Here is a 20,669-nt window from a genome sequence, read left to right on the forward strand (position 1 = left end):
CTCGATGGCCAGTTTCTGCGATGCCTACAGTTTGGCGGGCGACTCGGCCTTGGCTGTCGGCGGAAGCAAACAGTTGTCGGGCTTGGGTGAGGTTTTGCAAATAGCGGGGCCAGTTAGCGCCTCCACCGACTCCGGCCCGGTTGTCAGCCCGACTTTGAGCATCATGTCGGGCTCGAGCTGACGCTCGACCGAGCCTATCGCGGCGAACAGAGCTGGGTCCATCTCCATCTCCTCCAGGTAGGCTTTAACCAACTGCGTCTGTCCCCTCGAGGACATGCTGAGCCTCGCCTTGGGATCGACCAGCCTTTTGGCGCCGGCGGCAAGCATGAGCGCGCAGGCCGAATCGCACTCCACTCCAAAATCGCTAATCAGCCCGACATAGGCACCGTTATCGGCCAAGCAGCCTGCCTCGGGCGGGTCGCAGCCGACGATAGTGGTGCGAGCGACGGCGACGTCGAGCTTCCGTTCATGGATAAGCCTTCCCGCGGCCAGAGCGCTGAACAGGCTTCCCCCCTGTGAGCTGATCACCACCGGCAGCCGCCGGTTGCCAAGGGTGTCGAGCAACTGGCGCAACTTTTGCGGGGTCTGAGGCGTCATCGCGCCTTCCGCCGAGATCCATTCCGGGCAATCGGGATTGCAGAGCGAGTCTCTGCCGCGAACGACAACGAAGCGCATATCTGGCGTCGAATTCCCTGGCGCTGCCTGCAACGGCTTGGGAGCTGGAGCCTTGGCCGCCTGAGAAAGTGGGGGGCCGGTCTTTGCCTTGATCGCAGCCACCACGGCCGGCTTGGCCACGGGCGTTTGTCCGCCGGCTGGCTTGTTTCCCGGTATTTCCCGGCAGTTCGGAGCCGGCGGGTCGAACATGCACAGACTTGCTCTGGTAAACAGGTCCAGAGTGTCCGTGCTGGTGGCCAGTTTCATCGTCAGCATATCGTGGAGGCTGATCTGCCTGATGTCGCTGGCCGGCGTCCCCTTCATCAAGTCCAGCACGCCCTGCCCGATACCCATCTCTCGGAGATAGGCCGAGATCTTTCTCGCGTACCCCTTACTCATCTCATAGGTCTTGTAGCTTTCACCGGGAGTGACGGTTTGCGTGGTGACCCGATATTTTTTGCCCCGTTTGACGCGATAGGTGGTCCGGTAGTGCGTTGTGGAGGGGAACCAGGTGGTGGTGATCTGATGAACACCCAGATAGTTCCAGCCGCCGGCGACGCGCCGGACGCCTCCGGCAAACATTAGCGGACAGGCGGAATTGCAGCTGGCACCGTCAGACGCTCTGCCGAAAAAAGCCGTGCCCTTGCCGTAGTCGGCGCCACAACCCTCTGTCCCGGGCCAACAATCGGGAAACTCGGTCTTGCCGATGGCGATATCGAGCTTGTTTTTGCGGATTATCCGGCCAAGCTGGAGCGCGGCTTCGACATTGCCACCGAAGGAATTGACGATGATGGGCAGTTTGCGGCTGCCAAGCTTCTTCAAGGTACGCTTGAGCAAGGCTGGCGTGCCGGCTGCGATGTCGCCTTCGGCGGAGATCCACTCCGGACAATTGGGCTCGCAGCCAGGCGCGTTGCTGCGCGCGATGATAAACTGCATCTCCGAGCGATCGTCGGTCCATATCGTCGGATCGGTCGGATAGAGCACTCCCTGCAGAGGGGGTACTGTCTGCCATGTCCCGGGGGAGGCATCCTCGGCCTTCGCGGCGAAGGCAGCCATCGCCATCGCGGCCACCGTCGCCAGCCGGACCAGCCCGCGCCGCCACCTTGCAGTAGTGTCTGAACGTTGTCCCCAAACCACGCCCGGCAAACCCCTCAATGCAATCCATAATAGTTGCGGCGACGGTGCTTGCAATAGCTTTGAAACAACCGTGCAATACTTGTACCGCGCAACGCCGGAAACAAAAAGGCAGCCCCAAAGACCGCCCTTTCCTGGTCCATCCGGCTGATACCAGTTCGACTATTTCTCGATGGTGACGACGATGCCGGCAGCGACGGTGCGGGGCCCTTCACGGAACGCGAAGCAAGGCGTCTCTTTCATGCGATAGGCACGATCAGCCATTGGACGACGGCACGACGCGGCAATTCTCAGGTTTCGGCGCCGATCTGCAGATGCTGGAACCCGTCAACGTATCCACAGATTGACGCCCGGTCGTCAGCCCGAGGTCCAGCATCATGTCCGGATCGAGCTGACGCTCAGCCGACCTGCCTGCAAGCACCGAGAACAGACGGGGGTTGATCGCCATCTCGTCCAGATAGGCCCTCACCAACTGCTTTTGCCCCATGAGATAGAGGCTGAGCCGCGCCTGGGAACCGACAAGCCGCCTGGCGCCACCGGCCAGCATGAGCGCGCAGGCCGAATCGCAGTCGCCGTCGCCATCGACGCTCAGCCCGGCATAGGCGCCGTCCTTGGCCAGGCAATTCCACTCTGCCGGGTCGCAGCCGACGAAATCGGTGCGGGCAACGGCAACGTCGAGCTTCTTTTCATGGATGATCCGGCCCGCCGCCAGGGCGCCGGAGAGGTCGCCGCCTCGCGAGCTGATCACCACCGGCAGCCGCCGGTTGCCAAGCGTGGCGAGCAATTGGCTGAGTTTCTGCGGCGTCTGGGGCGTAATCGCGCCTTGCGCTGCAATCCATTCCGGGCAGTCGGGATTGCAGAGCGGGTTGCTGCCGCGAACCAGGACAAAGCGCATGCCGTCATCGTGCGGCGCGCTCTCCGGCTTCACCGGCAGCGGCGCAGCCTTTGCCACGTCCGGCAGGCCGCCGGCTGGCTTGTTCGCCGGTATTTCCCGGCAATTCGGAGCCGGAAGGTTCAGCCTGCACAGGATTGCGCTGGTCAGCAAATCTGCAGCGTCGTCGCTGGTGACCAGCTTCATTGTCAGCATGTCGCTGAGGTCGATCTGCTGGATGTCGCTGGCCGGCGTGCTCTTCATCGTCTCGATGATGCTGAGGTCGACACCCATCTCCTTGAAATAGGCGGACAGCTTGCGCTCCACCCCCTTGCTCATCTCGTAGGTCTTGTAGCTGCCGGTGTTCTTGCGGCTGACGACCTTCTTGCTGATGACCCGCTTCCTGCCTTTCACGATCCGGTAGCGGACCTGATATTGCACGTTCATCTGCACGATCGTGGTCGTGATCTGGTGAACGCCGAGATAGGCCAGCGGCCCGACCAGGCGCCTGGCGCCGCCGGCCAGCATCATCGGGCAAGCGGACGCGCAATAGCTGCCGAGCACATAGGGGCTGCCGATATAGTGCGCGCCTCTGGCGTCGTTCTCCTTGCAGTTTTTCATCCCCGGCTCGCAGCCGACGAACCAGGTCCTGCCGACCGCGATGTCGAGCTTGTTCTTGCGTATCATCCGGCCCATGGCGATGGCCGCATCGACATCGCCGCCGGGAGAGTTGATGACGATCGGCAATTTGCGGCCGCCGAGCGTTTTCAGGGCAGCCTTGAGCAGCGCCGGCGACTTGGCCGATATCGCACCCTCGGCCGATATCCATTCCGGACAGGTCGGCTCACAGCCCGCCGCGTCGCTGCGCACGACGAGGAACCGCATCGGCGGATCCGGATTCGGCTCTGAATTTTTTGTCTCGGCCGCGAAGGCGGCGCTGCCCATGGCAAACATCGACGCCAGGCAGATCAGCCCCAGTGCCCACCATGACCGACTATGCAAACGGTGCTGTGGAACCATCCGACCAAGCCCTCAATGCAATCTATACTGTAGAGGCTCACAGACTTGCAACAGAGATTGGGACCCCAAAACAGGCACATCTGGCCAACGAAAAAGGGCGGCCCGAGGGCCGCCCCTATCCGTTTCGATCGGGCGATGCCGGGCTCGATTACTCTTTGATGGTGACGACGATGCCGGCACCGACGGTGCGGCCGCCTTCACGGATGGCGAAGCGCAGCTTCTCTTCCATGGCGATCGGCACGATCAGCTCGACATCGACCGTGATGTTGTCGCCGGGCATAACCATTTCCGTGCCTTCCGGCAGCGACACGATGCCGGTCACGTCGGTCGTGCGGAAGTAGAACTGCGGACGGTAGTTGGTGAAGAACGGCGTGTGACGGCCACCTTCGTCCTTGGTCAGGATGTAGGCTTCGGCCACGAACTTCTTGTGCGGCTTCACCGTACCGGGCTTGGCCAGAACCTGGCCGCGCTCGACACCTTCACGATCAACGCCGCGCAGCAGCGCGCCGATGTTGTCGCCGGCCTGGCCCTGATCGAGCAGCTTGCGGAACATCTCGACGCCCGTGCAGGTCGTCTTGGTCGTCGGACGGATGCCGATGATTTCCAGTTCCTCGCCGACCTTGACGATGCCGCGCTCGACGCGGCCGGTCACGACCGTGCCACGGCCCGAGATCGAGAACACGTCTTCGATCGGCATGAGGAACGGCTTGTCCAGCGGACGAACCGGCGTCGGGATGTAAGCATCGACCGCAGCCATCAGCTCGCGGATCGCGTCTTCGCCGATGGTCTTGTTGGAATCTTCCAGAGCAGCCAGCGCCGAACCCTTGACGATCGGAATGTCGTCGCCGGGGAACTCGTTCTTCGACAGAAGCTCGCGAACCTCGAGCTCGACCAGTTCGAGCAGCTCGGCATCGTCGACCTGGTCGACCTTGTTCAGGAACACCACGATCGACGGCACGCCGACCTGACGGGCAAGCAGGATGTGCTCGCGGGTCTGCGGCATCGGGCCGTCGGCGGCCGACACCACCAGGATCGCGCCGTCCATCTGCGCAGCACCCGTGATCATGTTCTTCACATAGTCGGCGTGGCCGGGGCAGTCGACATGGGCGTAGTGGCGCGCAGCCGTCTCGTATTCGACGTGCGCCGTCGAAATCGTGATGCCGCGGGCCTTCTCTTCGGGCGCCGCATCGATCTGGTCGTAGCGCTTGTACTCGCCAAAATACTTCGTGATCGCCGCCGTCAGCGACGTCTTGCCATGATCGACGTGGCCAATCGTGCCAATGTTCACATGAGGCTTGTTACGCTCGAATTTACCTTTTGCCATAGTCTCTTTCCTTGGACGGCCTTGACCTTCAGTTCAGTCGAATGCGGGGCGATTAGCGACTACGGCCGAAAAACACAAGTGCCTTGTGGCCGGGTGCGCTGTCCACTCGGTGCGAACCGATGATCCGATTGCGGGATGTGGCGCTGATATAGGAACGCGCGAGCGGAAATGAAATGGGGGCTGCGGGCTCCAGCACCTGTTTGCTATTCCCGCCCATGTCCTGTCCCGCCCATGTCCTGGCCTTTGCCTGCCGGATGTGCAGCCGGCGCCTGGCCCATTGCCGCTACGGCGGCGGTCTGATTTGGTTGCCCCATGCAATTCATACCGACCTCCATACGCGGCCCGCTGTTCATGATCGTTTCGACGGGGTCGTACCTCGTCAACGACACGATGATGAAACTCGCGACCGCGGGCTTGCCGTCCTATGAAGTGCTGTTCCTGCGCGGGGTCGCGGCCACGCTATGGGGCATGCCGCTGCTGTTCCTGCTGGGCTATGGCAGGCAGATTCCATTGATCTTCGACAAACGCGTGCTGCGCCGCAACCTGCTCGAGCTGGCGGCCATCCTTTGCTACGTCGTGGCGCTGGCCAACATGCAGATCGCCGATTCGACCGCGCTCGGGCAGATCACCCCACTTTTGATGCTGGTCGGCTCCTCCATCCTGTTTCGCGAACGGATCGGCGGCGTGCGCATGGCGCTGATCGGGCTCGGCTTCATCGGTGCGCTTATGGTGGCCCAGCCGACCATGCAGGGCATCTCGGTCTATGCGTTGCTGGCGCTCGGCAACGCGGCATTGGCGGCGGCGCGCGATCTTGCCGGCAGGCGGGTCGCGGCCGAGGTGCCGGGCATGATCGTCGCCATTTCCGCCGTCGTGGTGGTGCTCATCGGCGCGGGCGCCGCGCATCTCGTTTCCGAGCGCTGGGTGATGCCGGAAGCCCGGCACCTGCTGCTCATGGCCGGCGCCGGATTCTTCCTGATCTTCGGCCATTTCTTCATCTTCATGGCCTATCGCGTCGGTCCGACCGGCGTGGTGGCGCCGTTCTACTACTGCTTTACCGTCTGGGCGGTCATCTCAGGCGTGCTGGTATTCGGGCAGTTCCCGAATGCCCTGGCGGTCTGCGGCATCCTGCTGGTGGTCGCGAGCGGGCTGACCATCGTCTCGCTTGATGAACGCAAACGCAGGCTGACCGTCGTCGCCTGACCTTCAAGTCAACGCGTCGAAGCAGGTTTGGCCGTCCTGCGGTCAGCCGGTCGGCAGACTGGCGCCTAAAGCGTTCGCTTGCCGGAGAACTGGTGATAGGCCCACAGCACGACCACCGCGCCGATGATGGCGACGATCAGGCTCCAGATGTTGAGGCCGGTCACACCCGTGGCGCCAAAGGCGCTGAAGATCAGCCCTCCGACGATGGCGCCGACAATGCCGAGCACGATATCCATGATCAGGCCCTGGCCGGTCTTGTTGACGATCTTGCTGCCGATAAAGCCGGCGATGACGCCGAGGATGATCCAGCTGATAATGCCCATTTTTCCTCTCCATTCCACGCCCGCCGATCATGGTCACATGATTGTCAAAAGCTCAAGCCAACTTGAATTTCCGCTCGCATGCTCCATTGTAGCCGGCGGGACGGGCTTGGTCGTTATGGAGGATTGACCTATGGGACTTTTTGACAACGCCGTACCCGGCGGCAACATCACCAAACCGCTGATGATCGCGCTCGGCGCGCTGCTGGTGGGAAAGATGCTGAGCGGCAGAAGCGCCGAACAGACGAGTGCCGGAGAGACGGGCGAGCCCGCCCCACCTCAAACGCCAGCCCCCACCGGCACCACCGCCTCCGGCGATGGCGGCCTGCTTGGCGGACTGGGCGGACTGCTCGACAAGCTCAAGACTGCCGGCCAAGGCAATGTCGCTGACTCCTGGGTCGGCACCGGACAGAACCAGCCGATCAACGCCAATGATCTCGGCAAGGCGATCGGCCCGCAGGTTATTCGAGAGATCGCGCAAAGGACCGGACTGGACGAGCAGGAGTTGCTCAAGCAATTGTCCACAGCCCTGCCCGGCATTGTCGACAGACTGACGCCGAACGGACAGGTGCCGCAGCAGCATCAGGTCGCGTCCGCCTTCAACAGCTAGACTTCTGCGCCTGCATCACGCGCAAACACGCCCGGCACCGCCTTGCGGCTGTCGGGCGTTGCTGCGACCAGCGCCGCGAACCGCCTGGCAGTCGACGCATCGACCGGCGTGTAGACGGAAACCGAGAAATCACTGTCGCGGCCGCCCGGCTGCAGCGTGGCGAAATCGAACGACATCGCGCCGGCGACAGGGTGCCGGATGGATTTCCGCCAGATCGGTGGCTCGGCGATGTCGCGGCTGTTCCAGCACGTGGCGAACGCTTCGCTTGCCGCTTCCAGTGACGAAACCAGCGCAGCCAGCACCGGATCGCGAGTCATGGCGACAGTGGCAAGCCGGAACTGCGCCGCCGCCGAGCGCGAAACCTCCGGCCAGTCGACAAAGCGCTGCCGCCATTCCAGGTCGAGAAACAGCCGGGCGAGCAGGCTGCCGGACCACTCATCATCCGTCTCGAAATCCCCAAGCAGCACCGCCGCCGGATGGTTACAGGCGACGACCTGCCAGTAGCGATTGACGACATATGCCGGGTGCGGCGCCAGCCCGTCGAGCAGGCTGAGCAACGGCGCGCTGGGCAGGCCTTGCGCGCCGAGCCGGTTTCGCCAATCGAGATCGGGCCGCGCCAATTGGAAAAGATAGGCCTGCTCCGACCGGCTCAGTCTCAGCACCCGCGCCAGCGAGCGAAGCACCTGCGGCGACGCGTTCACCTCCCGTCCCTGCTCGAGCCAGGTGTACCAGGTGGTGCTGATCCCCGCCTCGGCGGCGACCTCTTCGCGCCTGAGGCCCGGCGCCCGGCGGCGGCCATTGGCGCCATCGATCCGCGGCAAGCGGTCCCGCCGCTCGCGCAGGAAGCGGGCAAGCTCATCGTGCCGTGGGCCGTCGTATGGCATGCAGTCACCTCCGATACCAGTATAAGCTATAGTCTTGTACTACTTTAAAGGAAAGCTAGGTTGCGGGCGATCGAACATCAGCCCACGGGACTTCGACAATGAATGCGCTCAATGAAATCCGTCAGATCGACTACACCGTCATCTTCGCCCGCGACATGGCCGCCATGCGGCACTTCTACGGGGATGTGATGGAATTTGATCTGCAGCGCGAACTCGGCGACAGGTGGATCGAATATCGGGTCGGCCCGAACACGCTGGCCTTGACCAGCCTCGGCATGATGTTCAACGACACGCCGCAGCAGCGGGATGCGCTGTCGCTTCAGCTGGCATTCCGGGTGGCGCCGGAGATGGTCGCTGCTTGCGCCGAGGCGCTTCAGGCCAAGGGCGTGCAGCCGGTCCTGCCGCTCACCGACCAGGAATGGGGCCACAGGACAGTGTTCTTCCGCGATCCGGACGGCAACGTTGTCGAGATATTCGCTGAGATCTGATGCGGAGTGGGGAGTTTGGAGCGGGTAGCGGGAATCGAACCCGCATATTCAGCTTGGAAGGCTGCTGCTCTACCACTGAGCTATACCCGCATCGTCCTCAAGGTTCGCGGGCTGGCAGTGGTGGAGAGGGTTGGATTCGAACCAACGTAAGCTAAGCTAACGGATTTACAGTCCGTCCCCTTTAACCACTCGGGCACCTCTCCAGCCTGCCGTCGAAGCCTTGCAACGAGGCATTCTCGCCGATCAGGTCGAAACCGGGGTTTTGTCCGAAATCAGCGAAGCGCCTTATGGCGGCAAGGCCAGTGGGTGTCAACCGCACCCCAAGGCAAAATGCGCTGATTTTGACAGCTCACCCGGCAAGCCGGCTTTCTGCCTGTATCCATGGCCCGGCGACGCGGCTATAGAAGCCGGCCATGAGCAATGACAACACGCCCAAGACCGCCAAAGACACCCACTACGCCAAGCTGCGCCGCGCCCATCGCGACGAGAAGGCCGGCGGCGCGCCTGCCTTCCGGCCGCGCCAGCCGGTGCCGCCGGGCGAGAACGCCGCCGACGGGCTGGTGCGGCTTTATGGCCTGCACACGGTGCGCGCGGCGCTCGACAATCCGCGGCGGAAGATCCGTAACATGCTGGTGACGCGCAATGCCGCCGAGCGGCTGGCGATCGCCGACCTCGCCGCTTTGCCGTTCAAGGCCGAACTCGTCGAGCCCAAGGAGATCGACAAGATCACCGGTTCGGATGCCGTGCATCAGGGCGTGCTGATCGAAGCCGAACCGTTGAAGCCGAAACGCCTCGACACGCTCGGCGACACGAAACTGGTGCTGGTACTCGACCAGGTCACCGACCCGCACAATGTCGGCGCCATATTGCGCTCGGCGGTCGCCTTCGGCGCCGGCGCACTGATCACCACGGCCCGCCACAGCCCGCAGGAATCCGGCGTGCTGGCCAAATCCGCCTCCGGCGCACTGGAGCATATCGACCAGATCGAGGTGAAGAACCTGGCCGACGCGCTGGGACAGCTGCACGATGCCGGCTTCCAGACCATCGGCCTCGATTCGGACGGGCCGGCCGAACTCGAAACGGGTTTTTCAGGCGAGAAGATCGCGCTGGTGCTTGGCGCCGAAGGCAAGGGCCTGCGCCAGAAGACGCGCGAGACGGTGACCACGCTCGCCCGCCTCGACATGCCCGGCGCCATCCGCTCGCTCAACGTGTCGAATGCGGCGGCGGTGAGCCTTTATGCGGCACGGAAATTCCTTGGAGGGTGAATGGTGAAATAGTGAATGGAAAAGCGTTCTTACCGCAACTATTCACCATTCACTATTCACCCACTTCATGCCCCGCCATCCGCTCCAGCGCACGAACCAGCGCTGAGTGATCCTCTTTTGCCCCGCCATTCGCCGAGCATGAGTTGAACAGCTGCTGCGTCGTCGACGTATTGGGCAGCGAGACACCGAGTGCCTTGGCGCCTTCCAGCGCCAGATTGAGATCCTTCTGGTGCAGTTCGATGCGGAAGCCCGGCGCGAAGGCGCGCTTTATCATGCGCTCGCCATGCACTTCGAGGATGCGCGATGCCGCCAGCCCGCCCATCAGCGCCTGCCGGACCTTGGCGGGGTCGGCGCCGGCTTTTGAGGCAAAGACCAGCGCCTCGGCGATCGCCTCGATGGTCAGGGCCACGACGATCTGGTTGGCAACCTTGGTGGTCTGGCCGACGCCGTTCGGGCCGACAAGCGTGATGTTCTTGCCCATCTTTTCGAACACGGGCTTGGCGCGCTCGAACGCCTTGTCCTCGCCGCCGACCATGATGGTCAGCGACGCCGCCTTTGCGCCGACCTCGCCGCCCGACACCGGCGCGTCAAGATAGTCGCAGCCGAGATCGTTGATTTTCTTGGCGAAAACCTTGGTCTCGATCGGCGAGATCGAGCTCATGTCGATGACCAGCTTGCCCTTGCTCAGGCCGGAAGCGACACCGTTCTCGCCGAACAGCACCTCGGCTACCTGCGGGGTGTCGGGAACCATGGTGATGATGATATCCGCGGCCTTCGCCACTGCCGCGTGGCCGGTGATGCTTCTCAAGCCCTTGGCGACGAGATCGGCCGGCGGCTTCGAGCGGTGGTCGCTGGCAATGACGGCGTAGCCGGCATCCAGGAGATGCCCCGCCATCGGCGCGCCCATAATGCCAAGGCCGATGAAGCCGATGGTTTCCATTGTTTTCTCCTTTGTTGAGGCTGAGTTCCTTCGCGCCCCCTCTGGCCTGCCGGCCATCTCCCCCACGAGGGGGGAGATTGGCAGTTTCGGCGCCTCGCTCACCCTGCAATGTTGGGGAGCGAAAGCCGGGATGACGTCCGATCTCCCCCCTCGTGGGGGAGATGTCCGGCAGGACAGAGGGGGCGCGAAGGAACGCGAGTTCGACTGCGCCTAAGCCGCGGCACTCCCCTGCCCGTTAAGCTCCCGAAACCACCCCAGCCCAGCCTCCGTCCCCGCCTTCGGTTTGTATTCCGCTCCAACCCAGCCGGCATAACCGATCCTGTCGATATGCTCGTAGAGGAAGGGATAATTGATCTCGCCCGTCGCCGGCTCGTGACGGCCGGGATTGTCCGCAAGCTGGATATGCGCGATGCGGCCGAGGTTGGCCTCGATGGTACGGGCGAGATCCCCCTCCATGATCTGCATGTGATAGATGTCGTATTGCAGGAACAGGTTCTTCGAACCGACGCGCTCGATCAGCGCCAGCGCCTGCTCCGAATAGTTCAGGAAAAAACCCGGTATGTCGCGCGTGTTGATCGGCTCGATCAAAAGCCGGATGCCGGCCTGCTCCAGTTTCTCGGCTGCAAACGCGAGGTTCTCGGCTAAAGTATTTTCCAGCACCGAACGATCCACGCCCTGCGGCGCGATGCCGGCGAGGCAATTGACCTGCTCGCAGCCGAGCGCATGGGCATAGCTGATCGCCTTGGCGATGCCTTGCCGGAATTCCGGCGCGCGGTCGGGCAAAACCGCGATGCCGCGCTCGCCCTTGCCCCAGTCGCCGGCCGGGAGGTTGAACAGCACCTGTGTCAGGCCGTTCTTCTTCAGCCGGGCCGCGACCACGTCAGGCGTATGATCATAGGGGCCGATATATTCGACGCCCTTGAAGCCGGCGCGGGCTGCGGCATCGAAGCGATCGAGGAACTCATGCTCGCCAAAGAGCATCGACAGATTGGCTGAAAAACGCGGCATTCTTTTTCTCCTTCTTCTGCTTGGCCCTAGGCGTGTTGAGATTCAGGTCAGGCAGAGTCGAAAACGGTGACTTTCGAGAACCGGAGCGGAACGTACTTTCTGTACGTGAGCACCGGAAGCGCAGGAAGGCGCCGTTTGCAGGCCTGTCTCACCTGAATATCGGCGCGCCTAATCGAGCAACACAATCGCCGTCGGCGCATCCTCCTGGCTTTCGGCAAGGTCCTCGAATTCGGTGATCTTGTCGATTTCCGTGCCCATGGAAATGTTGGTGACGCGCTCGAGGATGAATTCGAGCACCACCGGCACCTGGTATTCCTTCATCAGCCGCTGCGCTTCCTTGAACGCGCCGGCGAACTCTTCCGGTTTGCGCACCCGGACCGCCTTGCAGCCCATTGCTTCTGCGACCGCGACATGGTCGACGCCGTAGCCGGCCTCCGGATCGTTGGCGCGGTTGACGTTCTCGAAGGCCAGGCTCACCTCGAAATCCATCGCAAAACCGCGCTGCGCCTGGCGGATCAGGCCGAGATAGGCATTGTTCACGACGACATGGATATACGGCAGTTTGTGCTGTGCGCCGGCCGCCAGTTCCTCGATCATGAACTGGAAGTCGTAGTCGCCCGACAGCGCCACGATGGTGCGATCCGGATCGGCGGCGCGCACGCCAAGCGCTGCCGGCAGCGTCCAGCCGAGCGGGCCGGCCTGGCCGCAATTGATCCAGTTGCGCGGCTTGTAGACATGCAGGAACTGCGCCCCGGCGATCTGCGAGAGGCCGATCGTGGTGACGTAGGTGGTGTCACGGCCGAACGCCTTGTTCATCTCCTCATAGACGCGCTGCGGCTTCAGCGGCACCTGCTCGAAATGCGTCTTGCGCTTCATCGTCTTCTTGCGGGTCTGGCATTCCTTCGCCCAGCCCGACCAGTCGCGCAGCTTTCCTGCCGTCTTCCATTCGGTGGCGACGTCGAGCAGCATCTTCAGTGCCGCACCGGCGTCCGAGACGACGCCGAGATCCGGCGCGAACACCCGGCCGATCTGGGTCGGTTCGATGTCGACATGGATGAATTTCTTGCCCTTGGTGTAGACATCGACCGAACCGGTGTGGCGGTTGGCCCAGCGATTGCCGATGCCAAAGACGAAATCGGCTTCCAGCATGGTCGCATTGCCGTAGCGGTGCGAGGTCTGCAGCCCGCACATGCCGGCCATCAGCCGGTGATCGTCGGGGATCGTGCCCCAGCCCATCAATGTCGGTATGACCGGCACGCCCGTTATCTCGGCGAATTCGATCAACAGATCCGACGCATCGGCGTTGATGATGCCGCCGCCGGCGACGATCAGCGGCTTTTCCGCGGCATTGAGCATCGCCAAGGCCCTTTCGGCCTGGGCGCGCGACATTGCCGGCTTGAACGGGACAAGCGGCACGTAGGCATCGATATCGAATTCGATCTCGGCCAGTTGCACATCGACCGGCAGGTCGATCAGCACCGGACCAGGCCGCGACGAGCGCATCAGGTGAAACGCCTTCTGCAGCGCCATCGGCACGAGATAGGGCTCCATGACCGTGACCGCCCATTTGGCGACGGGTACGGCTATGGCGGCGATATCGACCGCCTGGAAATCCTCCTTGTTGAGCCGTGCCCGCGGCGCCTGACCGGTGATGCACAGGATCGGGATGGAGTCCGCCGCCGCCGAATAAAGCCCGGTGATCATGTCGGTACCGGCGGGGCCGGATGTGCCGATGCAAAGCCCGATATTGCCCGCCTTGGCCCTCGTATAACCTTCGGCCATGTGCGAGGCCGCCTCGACATGCCGCGCCAGGATGTGGCGGATCGAGCCCCTCGCCTTCAGCGCCGAATAGAACGGATTGATCGCCGCGCCCGGCACGCCGAAGCCGCAGGAAATGCCTTCCTTTTCGAGAACGAGAACCGCTGCATCGACAGCGCGCATCCTGGCCATGTCCAGCCTCCTCAAGATTGTTGGTTGGTTGACAATGCCAGTGTCGTTTTCATTTTTCAATTTTTTCAGAATAATTTTTCATTTCGAGAAAACCCCTTCTATACACTGATTCCACTGGCTTTTTCGTTTTCCATGAATCCGGCCATCAAAATCGATGAAAAAGTTTTTCATTGCGATTTCGGCGAAACCGGCGACAATGCCGCCATGGAAACCAGCGAAAAACGCCAGCGCGGCCGGCCGCGCGCTTTCAACGGTCCGTCCGAGGCCGGTTCTGTACAGTCGCTGGACCGGGCCTTGCGCATCCTGGCCATCGTCGCTGAAGGCAGTGGCCTGTCGCTGAGCGAGATTTCGGCGCGTAGCGAGCTCGCGGCGTCCACCGCCTACCGCATGCTGACGACGCTGCAGAACCACGGCATGGTCGAGTTCGATACATCGGACCAGCTGTGGTCGATCGGCGTCGAGACCTACCGCATGGGTGCCGCCTTCCTGCGCCGCCGCAAGCTTGTCGACAGGGCCCGCGTGGTCATGCAGGAATTGATGGAGAAGACCGGTGAAACCGCCAATCTCGGCGTCGCCGAGGACGATTGCGTCGTTTTCGTCAGCCAGGTCGAGACCCATCAGGCGATCCGCGCCTTCTTCCGCCCGGGCACGCGCAGCTCCTTCCATGCCTCGGGCATCGGCAAGGCGGTGCTGGCGCAGCTCGAGCCGGAACGCGTCGCCGCCATCCTGCGCAAGTCGGGCCTGCAGCGCTTCACCGACAAGACGCTGTCCGACATTTCGGCGCTGGCCCATGACCTGGCTGTCATCAAGCACCGCGGCTGGTCGGTCGACGACGAGGAGCGGCATCCCGGCATGCGCTGCGTGGCCGCCGCCATTTTCAACGAGTTCGGCGAGCCGATCGGCGGTGTCTCGGTCTCCGGACCGACGGTGCGGGTGACGATGGAGCGGCTGGACGAGATCGGGCCGCTGGTGCGCGACGCCGCCGCTGAGGTGACGAGGATGATCGGCGGGTTCCGATTATAATGCGGAGAACGCTTCAGCTTTTGCTCGCCGCTTCACTGTGCGGATGCGTGGCGACGGCGCCCGAGCCCGCCCCTGTCTCCCAGCAAGTCAGCGAGATTCCGATCTCGCTCGCTTTGGAGGAGACAATCACGATCGGCATTAGCCAGCATTTGCAGGATCCTGTATCCGCCAAATTCGGGACGATGCGTGCCGGCGAGCGAACGCTCGACGGCCGCCGCGAAATCCTGGTCTGCGGCCATGTCGCTGCAAAGACGTCGTCCGGTGGTCATACAACAGGCCAACCGTTCGCCGCCAAGATCTATCCGGATGAAGGAAGCAGCTTCGAACTCATCGCCATGGGCGATCAATCGCAGAATGCGAGTGTTGCCCGCATCTGCCGTGCAGCGGGATTGCCGATCTCCGAACCGTAGCCCGCACCGCGGCGCGCTCAAATCAGGAAGGAGGGGCTGCGTACAGCCCCTCCTTTCCGTGTGGGGGTGCCTCCTCTTAAAGGCGGCAATAGTGGCGGTAGCCGTCATAGCCGACATAGGTGTCGGAGTACGGATCGTAACTGGCGTAGCGGTTGGCGCAGCGGCGGACGTGCCAGGAGCCACCCTCGTCGTCGACATAGACGGTGCGGGGCTGCTGGTTGAGCAGGCTGCCGAGCACGAACCCGCCGACGCCGGCGGCGATGCCGATGCCGATTTCGCGGTTGTGGTGATGGCTGTGGGCGGCCGACGGCTGGACGGTGCCGACCAGCGAGGTGGCGGCGACGGTGCTGGCGATGAGGGCAGAAGCGATTTTGCGCGTGAACATGACGATCTCCTTGTTTCGTTGCGAGAGGCGATCCATCCGCCTCTTGATCATCTGTCGTTTCGGCGCGGAAAAAGGTTCGAAAGAATTTGGGTTTTTCTTGAAGGCCGGAAATCAGCCGATGGAAACCAAGATCTGATCGATCGAGCGCTCAACGCAAAAAAGGGCGGCCGAAGCCGCCCTTCCGCGAGGCAGGTCGTCTCGCTCAAAGGAAGATGATCACCTTGCCGTGGTGATGATGATGCTTGTGGTGATGGTGCTTGTGTTGATGGTTCCACCACCACCAGGGCTTGTCGTGGTGCTTGTGATGATGGTGGTGATGATGGCTGTGAGCGGAGGACGACTGCACGGTACCGGCGAGCGCGCCGGTGGCGACGAAGATGGCGACCAGGCCCGAAGTAAGACTGCGCTTCAACATGATGATCTCCTTGATCGAGGCGACCATTCGCCTCTGGAGATCAGTCGCGGTGACGTGGTGAAAGGTTCGAGGTTTTGAGCGAGTAGTGAGTAGTCAATGGTCCGAAAGGCGTTCGCCCATTCACCATTCACCATTCATCCCCATCCCAGTCACATGCCGCAGCCAAAACGCCATCGCGATAAAACCGACGATGGCGGCGATGCCGGTCCAGTCGACATTGGCGCTCTTCACGTCCCTGATGAGCTTTACCGCAAGCAGCCAGGCAATGACGACAAGCGGCAGGATGATGACAAGTCTGATCATGCGACACCCCGTTCGATGCGTTTGCACCTGAGAGATATGTAGGGATCGCATTGGCGGTTTTCAGCATGGCGGCCCGCCCACCTCGGCGGGGTCCATTAGCGATCGAAAACGGAGTTTTGTCTTTACTGGCGCACGAAATATGCTAACCGGAGCGCCGTGCCCTTGTAGCTCAGCTGGTAGAGCAGCGGTTTTGTAAACCGAAGGTCGGCGGTTCGATTCCGTCCGGGGGCACCACCCTTCGCTCTTCGAGCTTCGGGTGGCAGGCCACTCGAAGCTCGTTAGTCGAAGGAGGACTGCCGACGGTTCTATTCGGCGGAGCTGGCAGCACGACATCAGGCCAACTCGCAGCCGTCGGACCTTCTAGGAAAATGTGGCAGCCTGTATGGCTGCCGTATCGCCGAACGTGTTCCTCACCCTAACCGACCTGTAGACGTAGGCGGCCCAGATCCCTGTGACTATGAAGGATGCCAAAGGTGTAACCAGAGCTCCTCCGGCAAGCAAACGGTTTACCGGGACACCCAGAACAGTCGATATCCAAACTGTGTCCAGTACGAATAAGAGAGGGATCGCGAACCACAGACATATGAACAGCTGCGGAAAGCGGTGGCTTCGCCGCAGCATCGAAACAAGCACGACCAGCTGAAGCACCAGAAATGCCAGATTGAGGGCTGCCTCGCCATAGATGGCCAAGGCCCCGTTGGGCACTGTAACAAGCTGTTGGTAGGTTTTGACCAGACTGGCCATATCGACAAGTGTGCGCAACGGCGAAAGGGACAGGCTGATCGCCAGCAGGATCAGCCAGCCGCCGAACCCCACGAGGTCATCTGGGCTCTGTGACGATTTGCGCGACGACCGGACGGCGAAGAAAACCGGCACGCCAATCAGCAACAGAAGTATCGCCCAATGCCACATTTACCCACCCTCGAATACATCCCTGGGTTGTTTAGCTCGCACCTCTGGATTGTGCAAGCGTTTTTACAGAGATCAAGGCATCGTAGAGATTTTCGGGTTTAGGTTTGCAGAGGACGCTTTCGTCGCTCGCAATGGCCGCATCTCACCCCAAGTCAAAATGCCGCGGAAAGGCCTGGTGCAGCAGGAGCAGCATGGTCTTGCGCAGCACGTCGGTGTCGCGGCTGGACGGGTTGAGATGGTCCCAATACCAGGCGCCATGCACCAGATAGTTCAGGCTCTCCGACAGCGTGTCTATGTCGACGCCGGTGTAACCGCCGCTGCGTGAAATCTCGATCAGCAGCTCGCGCGCTTCGGCCGTGTAGGCGAGATCGCTCGGCAGGCCGATTTCATTGTAGATCTGCATGCTCTTGCGGTCGCTGGAAAACACGACGAAGACCGAGACCCATTTCGGATGCTGCCGGGCAAAGCGCTGCGCGCAATCGACCGCGCCCAACACCCGCTCGACCGGCGACAGGCCGGGCGCCCGCACCAGCGTCAGCCACAGCGCGTCATATTGGTCGCTGAGATATTGCAGGACGGCCCGGAACAGGTTCTCCTTGCTGCGAAAATGAAAGACCACCAGTGCGTTGGACGAGCCGACATGCTCGGCAATGCGCTGCATGGTGACGCTGGCCAGCCCCTCCTCCGCGATGAGCTCGATGGTGGCGTCGATGATGCGCTGGACGCTCGCTTCGCCGCGCTCGCGCCGGCGGTCCTTGGGCGCGGCGTCGTTCGCCGCACCCTTGGCCGCCTTGCTTTTTCCCGCATCCGGAGTGGCTATGCGTTGCGCCATTGTCGTCAGGCCTTTCCCCGGCGGCCGAAACATCCCGCCGCTGCCTTGGCATGCCGGCGCCCTGCGGACTCACAGCGCCGGGCGTGTCCCGGCATTCGTGTACCACTGACCACGAGCCGTCTCATAGGCCATACCCGCCCGGAACACGTCAGCGTCGCTATAGGTGCGGCCGACAATCTGGATGCCTGTCGGCACGCCGTTGGCGGCGCGGCCCGACGGGATCGACAGAACCGGGCAGCGGCTCAGCATGTTGAACGGCGTCGTCATCACCCAGCCCAGCGACGGGTTCACCTCTCGTCCATTGATCTCGACCTTGCCTTTGGTCTGATCGAATTCCGCCGGCACTGCGGGAAGCGCATTGGTCGGGCAGATCAGCACGTCGTATTTTTCCAGCAAAGGCCCCAGCGTCAGGTACATCCTGGCCGCCACATCGAGCGTCGCGACAAAATCCGTCGCCTTCGACTTCTGCCCGTCCTGCGCGAACTGCCTGGCATAGCTGGTCATGTCCTTGCCGTTCTTGGCGAGCAGCGGCGACAGCGAGGCGCCGAAGAGATGTTCGAGATAGGCCATGCCGGCCTTGAGCACCTCGTCGCCCCAGCCGAGGTCCACCTCCTCGACGGTGGCGCCGAGCGAGCGGAACACATCGCAGGCAGCGAGCGTGTTCTTGCGCACGTCCGCATCCACCTCGAAGGACCCGAGATCCATGGAGAATGCGATCTTCCAACCCTTGATCGGCTTGTAGTCGAGCGGCAGGCGCAGTTTCGGGCGCAGCGTGGCGATGTCGAGCGGGCTCGGCCCGGCCATGACGTTCTGCAGCAGGATCGCATCCCCGACGTTTCGGGCCAAGGGCCCGGTGTGGCAGAAAAAATCGAGATTGAACGGCGGCTCATCGGGATTGCGGCCGTAAGGCGGCTTGAAGCCGACCAGGCCGCAGGCCGAGGCAGGGATGCGGATTGAGCCCGCTATGTCCGAGCCGGTTGCGATCGACGACGTGCCGGAGGCCAGCGTTGCCGCCGAACCGCCCGACGAACCGCCCGGCGTGAAATCCGGGTTCCAGGGGTTGCGCGTGACGCCCCAGCGCTTCGACCAGGTATAACCGGCGCAGCTGAATTCGGGCGTCGCGGTGCGGGCGTGGACGATGCCGCCGGCCTTCATGACACGCTCGTTCATGGTCGAGGTATGGCCGCCAATGGCGTCCCCGGACAGCAGCGAGCCATGCGAGGTCGGCTTGCCCTTGATGTAGCTCTCATCCTTGATGCCGATCGGCAGGCCCTCGAGCGCGCCGGTCCTGGCGCCTCTGGCGTATTTCGCCTCGGCTTTTCTGGCGAGATCCATCGCCTCGTCGAAATGCGTGAAGGTGAGGCAGTTGATCGTCGCCTTGGTTGCCTCGGCGCGGCGGATGGTGGCCTGCATCAGTTCCAGAGGCGACAGTTTCTTCGCCTTGAACAGCCGCAACGCCTCGCTGGCCGGCATGTAGCAAAGGTCGAGATCGGACATAAAAAATCTCCCGCGGCGGCTTTACGGCATCTGGCATTGGGGATGGCCGAGCCGCGATGCGCGGCCCGATGTTGGTCAGCTTCGGCCGGCGGCGCTGCTATTTCTGCAGATCGGTCCAGATCCTGGTGTAGAGCGCCTGGACGTCGGCGGGACAGGCCGACATGAATTGGCCCTTGTCGGCAAATTCGGCCGGAACATCCACTTCGGGCGCGCCCTTCATATCGGCCGGCAGGAAGGGCTCGGAGCCCTTGATGCCATTGGCGTAGTGCGCGAAGGCCGAGATCATCGCTGCATTCCTGGGGTCCATGATGAAATTCTGGAAGAGCTTGGCGTTCTCGACGTTCTTGGCATCCTTGAGCACCGCGACATTGTCCATCCAGATTGGAAAGCCCTCCTTGGGATAGCCGTAGACGATCTTGTCGTTCTCCAGCCGCTCGCGCAGCGATATGCCGTTCCAGTTGACGCCGGCGGCAATGTCGCCCCTGCCGAGACCGTCGACGGCCGCATAGTCGAGCGACAGCCATTTCGCTTTCGCCTCGATGAGCTTGTCATGCACCTTTTTCAAAAGCACCTTGTCGTCGGTGCAGTACTTACCGCCCTCATAGGCAATGGCGAGGAACATGATGTCTCCCATTTCGGGCACGACATTGATCTTGCCCACGAGTTCCGGCGGCGGATCGAGGAAAATCGCCGAGGTGTTCGGATCGCCCGCATAGACCGATTTGTTGACCGAGATGCCGGTCGTGCCCCATTGCCACGGCACCGAATATTTGCGGCCGGGGTCGAACGGCACGTCGACCCATCTCGGATCGACGTTTCTAAAGTTCTCCATCGTGTTGGGATCGGTTTCCAAGAGCAGGCCTTCGCTGATCCAGATCGGCATCACGCTGGCCGATGGAACGACGATGTCATAGCCGGAAGCGCCCTGGCGGACCTTGGCCAGAGCCGTATCGTTGGAGTCGTAGTCGGTGACGGTAACCTTGACCTTGTAGGTTTCCTCGAACTTCTTGATCAGGTCCGGGCTGGTGTAGTTGCCCCAATTGTAGATTTGGAGTTCGCCCTCGGCGCGGGCAATGCCGGTCATCGCCAGCAGCGACAGGCCGAGCGCCGTGGCGGTCGATTTCAACTGCATGCTTGTGTCTCCCATTGTTGGGACCGGCGGGATTGCGCCTCGAGTCCCTAAGTTCCCTTCGTCCTGGTGATCATTCACCGGCGAATGCCGGC

Annotated in this window: 21 protein-coding genes and 3 tRNA genes; 7 read left to right on the forward strand and 17 right to left on the reverse strand. The window is 62.3% G+C overall.

Annotated features, from left to right (window positions below):
* Positions 1-24: 24 nt before the first annotated feature.
* The 3 genes from NKL06_RS27550 to tuf all read right to left on the reverse strand — a co-directional run bounded on the left by NKL06_RS27550 (position 25) and on the right by tuf (position 5,003).
* A complete protein-coding gene (locus NKL06_RS27550; protein ID WP_373420174.1) occupies positions 25-1,716 on the reverse strand; it encodes a hypothetical protein in 1,692 nt (563 codons plus the stop codon).
* Between the two features lie 328 nt (positions 1,717-2,044).
* On the reverse strand, positions 2,045-3,679 hold the full coding sequence (locus tag NKL06_RS27555; RefSeq protein WP_023694883.1) for a COG3904 family protein: 1,635 nt from the start codon (positions 3,677-3,679) through the stop codon (positions 2,045-2,047).
* A gap of 148 nt (positions 3,680-3,827) precedes the next feature.
* Complete coding sequence (gene tuf, locus NKL06_RS27560) at positions 3,828-5,003, reverse strand: elongation factor Tu (RefSeq protein WP_023723394.1); 1,176 nt, start codon at positions 5,001-5,003, stop codon at positions 3,828-3,830.
* Between the two features lie 312 nt (positions 5,004-5,315).
* Between tuf and NKL06_RS27565 the strand changes: the two genes are divergently transcribed.
* Positions 5,316-6,203, forward strand: coding sequence for a DMT family transporter (locus NKL06_RS27565; protein ID WP_023691243.1), 888 nt, complete (start codon positions 5,316-5,318; stop codon positions 6,201-6,203).
* 65 nt (positions 6,204-6,268) lie between these two features.
* Here the strand turns inward: NKL06_RS27565 and NKL06_RS27570 are convergent, their stop codons facing one another.
* Positions 6,269-6,526, reverse strand: a complete 258-nt coding sequence (locus NKL06_RS27570) for a GlsB/YeaQ/YmgE family stress response membrane protein (RefSeq protein ID WP_023688411.1) — start codon at positions 6,524-6,526, stop codon at positions 6,269-6,271.
* A 130-nt stretch (positions 6,527-6,656) separates the two neighbouring features.
* Between NKL06_RS27570 and NKL06_RS27575 the strand changes: the two genes are divergently transcribed.
* Positions 6,657-7,133: a YidB family protein gene (locus NKL06_RS27575; RefSeq protein ID WP_023691242.1), complete on the forward strand. Its 477-nt coding sequence runs from the start codon at positions 6,657-6,659 to the stop codon at positions 7,131-7,133.
* On the opposite strand, the gene NKL06_RS27580 is transcribed toward NKL06_RS27575, so the two are convergent.
* Positions 7,130-8,017, reverse strand: a complete 888-nt coding sequence (locus NKL06_RS27580; protein ID WP_023691241.1) for a helix-turn-helix transcriptional regulator — start codon at positions 8,015-8,017, stop codon at positions 7,130-7,132. The two genes, NKL06_RS27575 and NKL06_RS27580, sit on opposite strands and share 4 nt — an antisense overlap.
* Positions 8,018-8,115: 98 nt before the next feature.
* Between NKL06_RS27580 and NKL06_RS27585 the strand changes: the two genes are divergently transcribed.
* Entirely contained in the window at positions 8,116-8,505 is a 390-nt protein-coding gene (locus NKL06_RS27585; RefSeq protein WP_023688409.1) for a VOC family protein, read from the forward strand.
* A 16-nt stretch (positions 8,506-8,521) separates the two neighbouring features.
* On the opposite strand, the gene NKL06_RS27590 is transcribed toward NKL06_RS27585, so the two are convergent.
* Positions 8,522-8,595: transfer RNA gene (locus NKL06_RS27590), tRNA-Gly, on the reverse strand.
* 28 nt (positions 8,596-8,623) lie between these two features.
* Positions 8,624-8,708, reverse strand: a tRNA-Tyr gene (locus NKL06_RS27595).
* A 210-nt stretch (positions 8,709-8,918) separates the two neighbouring features.
* On the opposite strand from NKL06_RS27595, the gene NKL06_RS27600 reads away from it, so the two are divergent.
* Positions 8,919-9,770 carry a TrmH family RNA methyltransferase gene (locus NKL06_RS27600; protein WP_023691240.1) on the forward strand — a complete coding sequence of 284 codons (852 nt, stop codon included), beginning with the start codon at positions 8,919-8,921 and terminating at the stop codon, positions 9,768-9,770.
* Positions 9,771-9,822: 52 nt separating this feature from the next.
* Here the strand turns inward: NKL06_RS27600 and NKL06_RS27605 are convergent, their stop codons facing one another.
* From NKL06_RS27605 to gcl, 3 genes are all read right to left on the reverse strand, one after another.
* Complete coding sequence (locus NKL06_RS27605; RefSeq protein WP_023691239.1) at positions 9,823-10,710, reverse strand: 2-hydroxy-3-oxopropionate reductase; 888 nt, start codon at positions 10,708-10,710, stop codon at positions 9,823-9,825.
* Positions 10,711-10,920: 210 nt separating this feature from the next.
* On the reverse strand, positions 10,921-11,718 hold the full coding sequence (otnI, locus tag NKL06_RS27610; protein WP_023691238.1) for a 2-oxo-tetronate isomerase: 798 nt from the start codon (positions 11,716-11,718) through the stop codon (positions 10,921-10,923).
* A gap of 168 nt (positions 11,719-11,886) precedes the next feature.
* Positions 11,887-13,668, reverse strand: a complete 1,782-nt coding sequence (gene gcl, locus NKL06_RS27615) for a glyoxylate carboligase (protein WP_352581328.1) — start codon at positions 13,666-13,668, stop codon at positions 11,887-11,889.
* Between the two features lie 204 nt (positions 13,669-13,872).
* Here gcl and bhcR point away from each other — a divergent pair, with 204 nt between their 5' ends.
* Both bhcR and NKL06_RS27625 read left to right on the forward strand, forming a co-directional pair.
* Entirely contained in the window at positions 13,873-14,691 is an 819-nt protein-coding gene (gene bhcR, locus NKL06_RS27620) for an HTH-type transcriptional regulator BhcR (RefSeq protein WP_023681470.1), read from the forward strand.
* A gap of 20 nt (positions 14,692-14,711) precedes the next feature.
* Positions 14,712-15,101 carry a hypothetical protein gene (locus tag NKL06_RS27625; protein ID WP_352581330.1) on the forward strand — a complete coding sequence of 130 codons (390 nt, stop codon included), beginning with the start codon at positions 14,712-14,714 and terminating at the stop codon, positions 15,099-15,101.
* Between the two features lie 76 nt (positions 15,102-15,177).
* On the opposite strand, the gene NKL06_RS27630 is transcribed toward NKL06_RS27625, so the two are convergent.
* The 3 genes from NKL06_RS27630 to NKL06_RS27640 all read right to left on the reverse strand — a co-directional run bounded on the left by NKL06_RS27630 (position 15,178) and on the right by NKL06_RS27640 (position 16,204).
* Positions 15,178-15,486 (reverse strand): BA14K family protein, encoded by a 309-nt coding sequence (locus NKL06_RS27630; protein ID WP_023667455.1) that lies wholly within the window; start codon positions 15,484-15,486, stop codon positions 15,178-15,180.
* Between the two features lie 202 nt (positions 15,487-15,688).
* Positions 15,689-15,901, reverse strand: a complete 213-nt coding sequence (locus NKL06_RS27635; protein ID WP_023667457.1) for a hypothetical protein — start codon at positions 15,899-15,901, stop codon at positions 15,689-15,691.
* A 120-nt stretch (positions 15,902-16,021) separates the two neighbouring features.
* Positions 16,022-16,204, reverse strand: a complete 183-nt coding sequence (locus NKL06_RS27640; RefSeq protein WP_023667458.1) for a hypothetical protein — start codon at positions 16,202-16,204, stop codon at positions 16,022-16,024.
* Positions 16,205-16,362: 158 nt separating this feature from the next.
* Here NKL06_RS27640 and NKL06_RS27645 point away from each other — a divergent pair.
* Positions 16,363-16,438, forward strand: a tRNA-Thr gene (locus NKL06_RS27645).
* A gap of 126 nt (positions 16,439-16,564) precedes the next feature.
* On the opposite strand, the gene NKL06_RS27650 is transcribed toward NKL06_RS27645, so the two are convergent.
* The 4 genes from NKL06_RS27650 to NKL06_RS27665 all read right to left on the reverse strand — a co-directional run bounded on the left by NKL06_RS27650 (position 16,565) and on the right by NKL06_RS27665 (position 20,577).
* A complete protein-coding gene (locus NKL06_RS27650; RefSeq protein WP_245260196.1) occupies positions 16,565-17,092 on the reverse strand; it encodes a DUF2569 family protein in 528 nt (175 codons plus the stop codon).
* A 166-nt stretch (positions 17,093-17,258) separates the two neighbouring features.
* Complete coding sequence (locus NKL06_RS27655; RefSeq protein ID WP_023688400.1) at positions 17,259-17,948, reverse strand: TetR/AcrR family transcriptional regulator; 690 nt, start codon at positions 17,946-17,948, stop codon at positions 17,259-17,261.
* A 69-nt stretch (positions 17,949-18,017) separates the two neighbouring features.
* Entirely contained in the window at positions 18,018-19,445 is a 1,428-nt protein-coding gene (locus NKL06_RS27660; protein ID WP_023688399.1) for an amidase, read from the reverse strand.
* 97 nt (positions 19,446-19,542) lie between these two features.
* Positions 19,543-20,577 (reverse strand): extracellular solute-binding protein, encoded by a 1,035-nt coding sequence (locus NKL06_RS27665; protein WP_023688398.1) that lies wholly within the window; start codon positions 20,575-20,577, stop codon positions 19,543-19,545.
* Positions 20,578-20,669 lie beyond the last annotated feature (92 nt).

The sequence above is a fragment of the Mesorhizobium sp. C268A genome, from assembly GCF_040324475.1.
GTDB lineage: Bacteria > Pseudomonadota > Alphaproteobacteria > Rhizobiales > Rhizobiaceae > Mesorhizobium.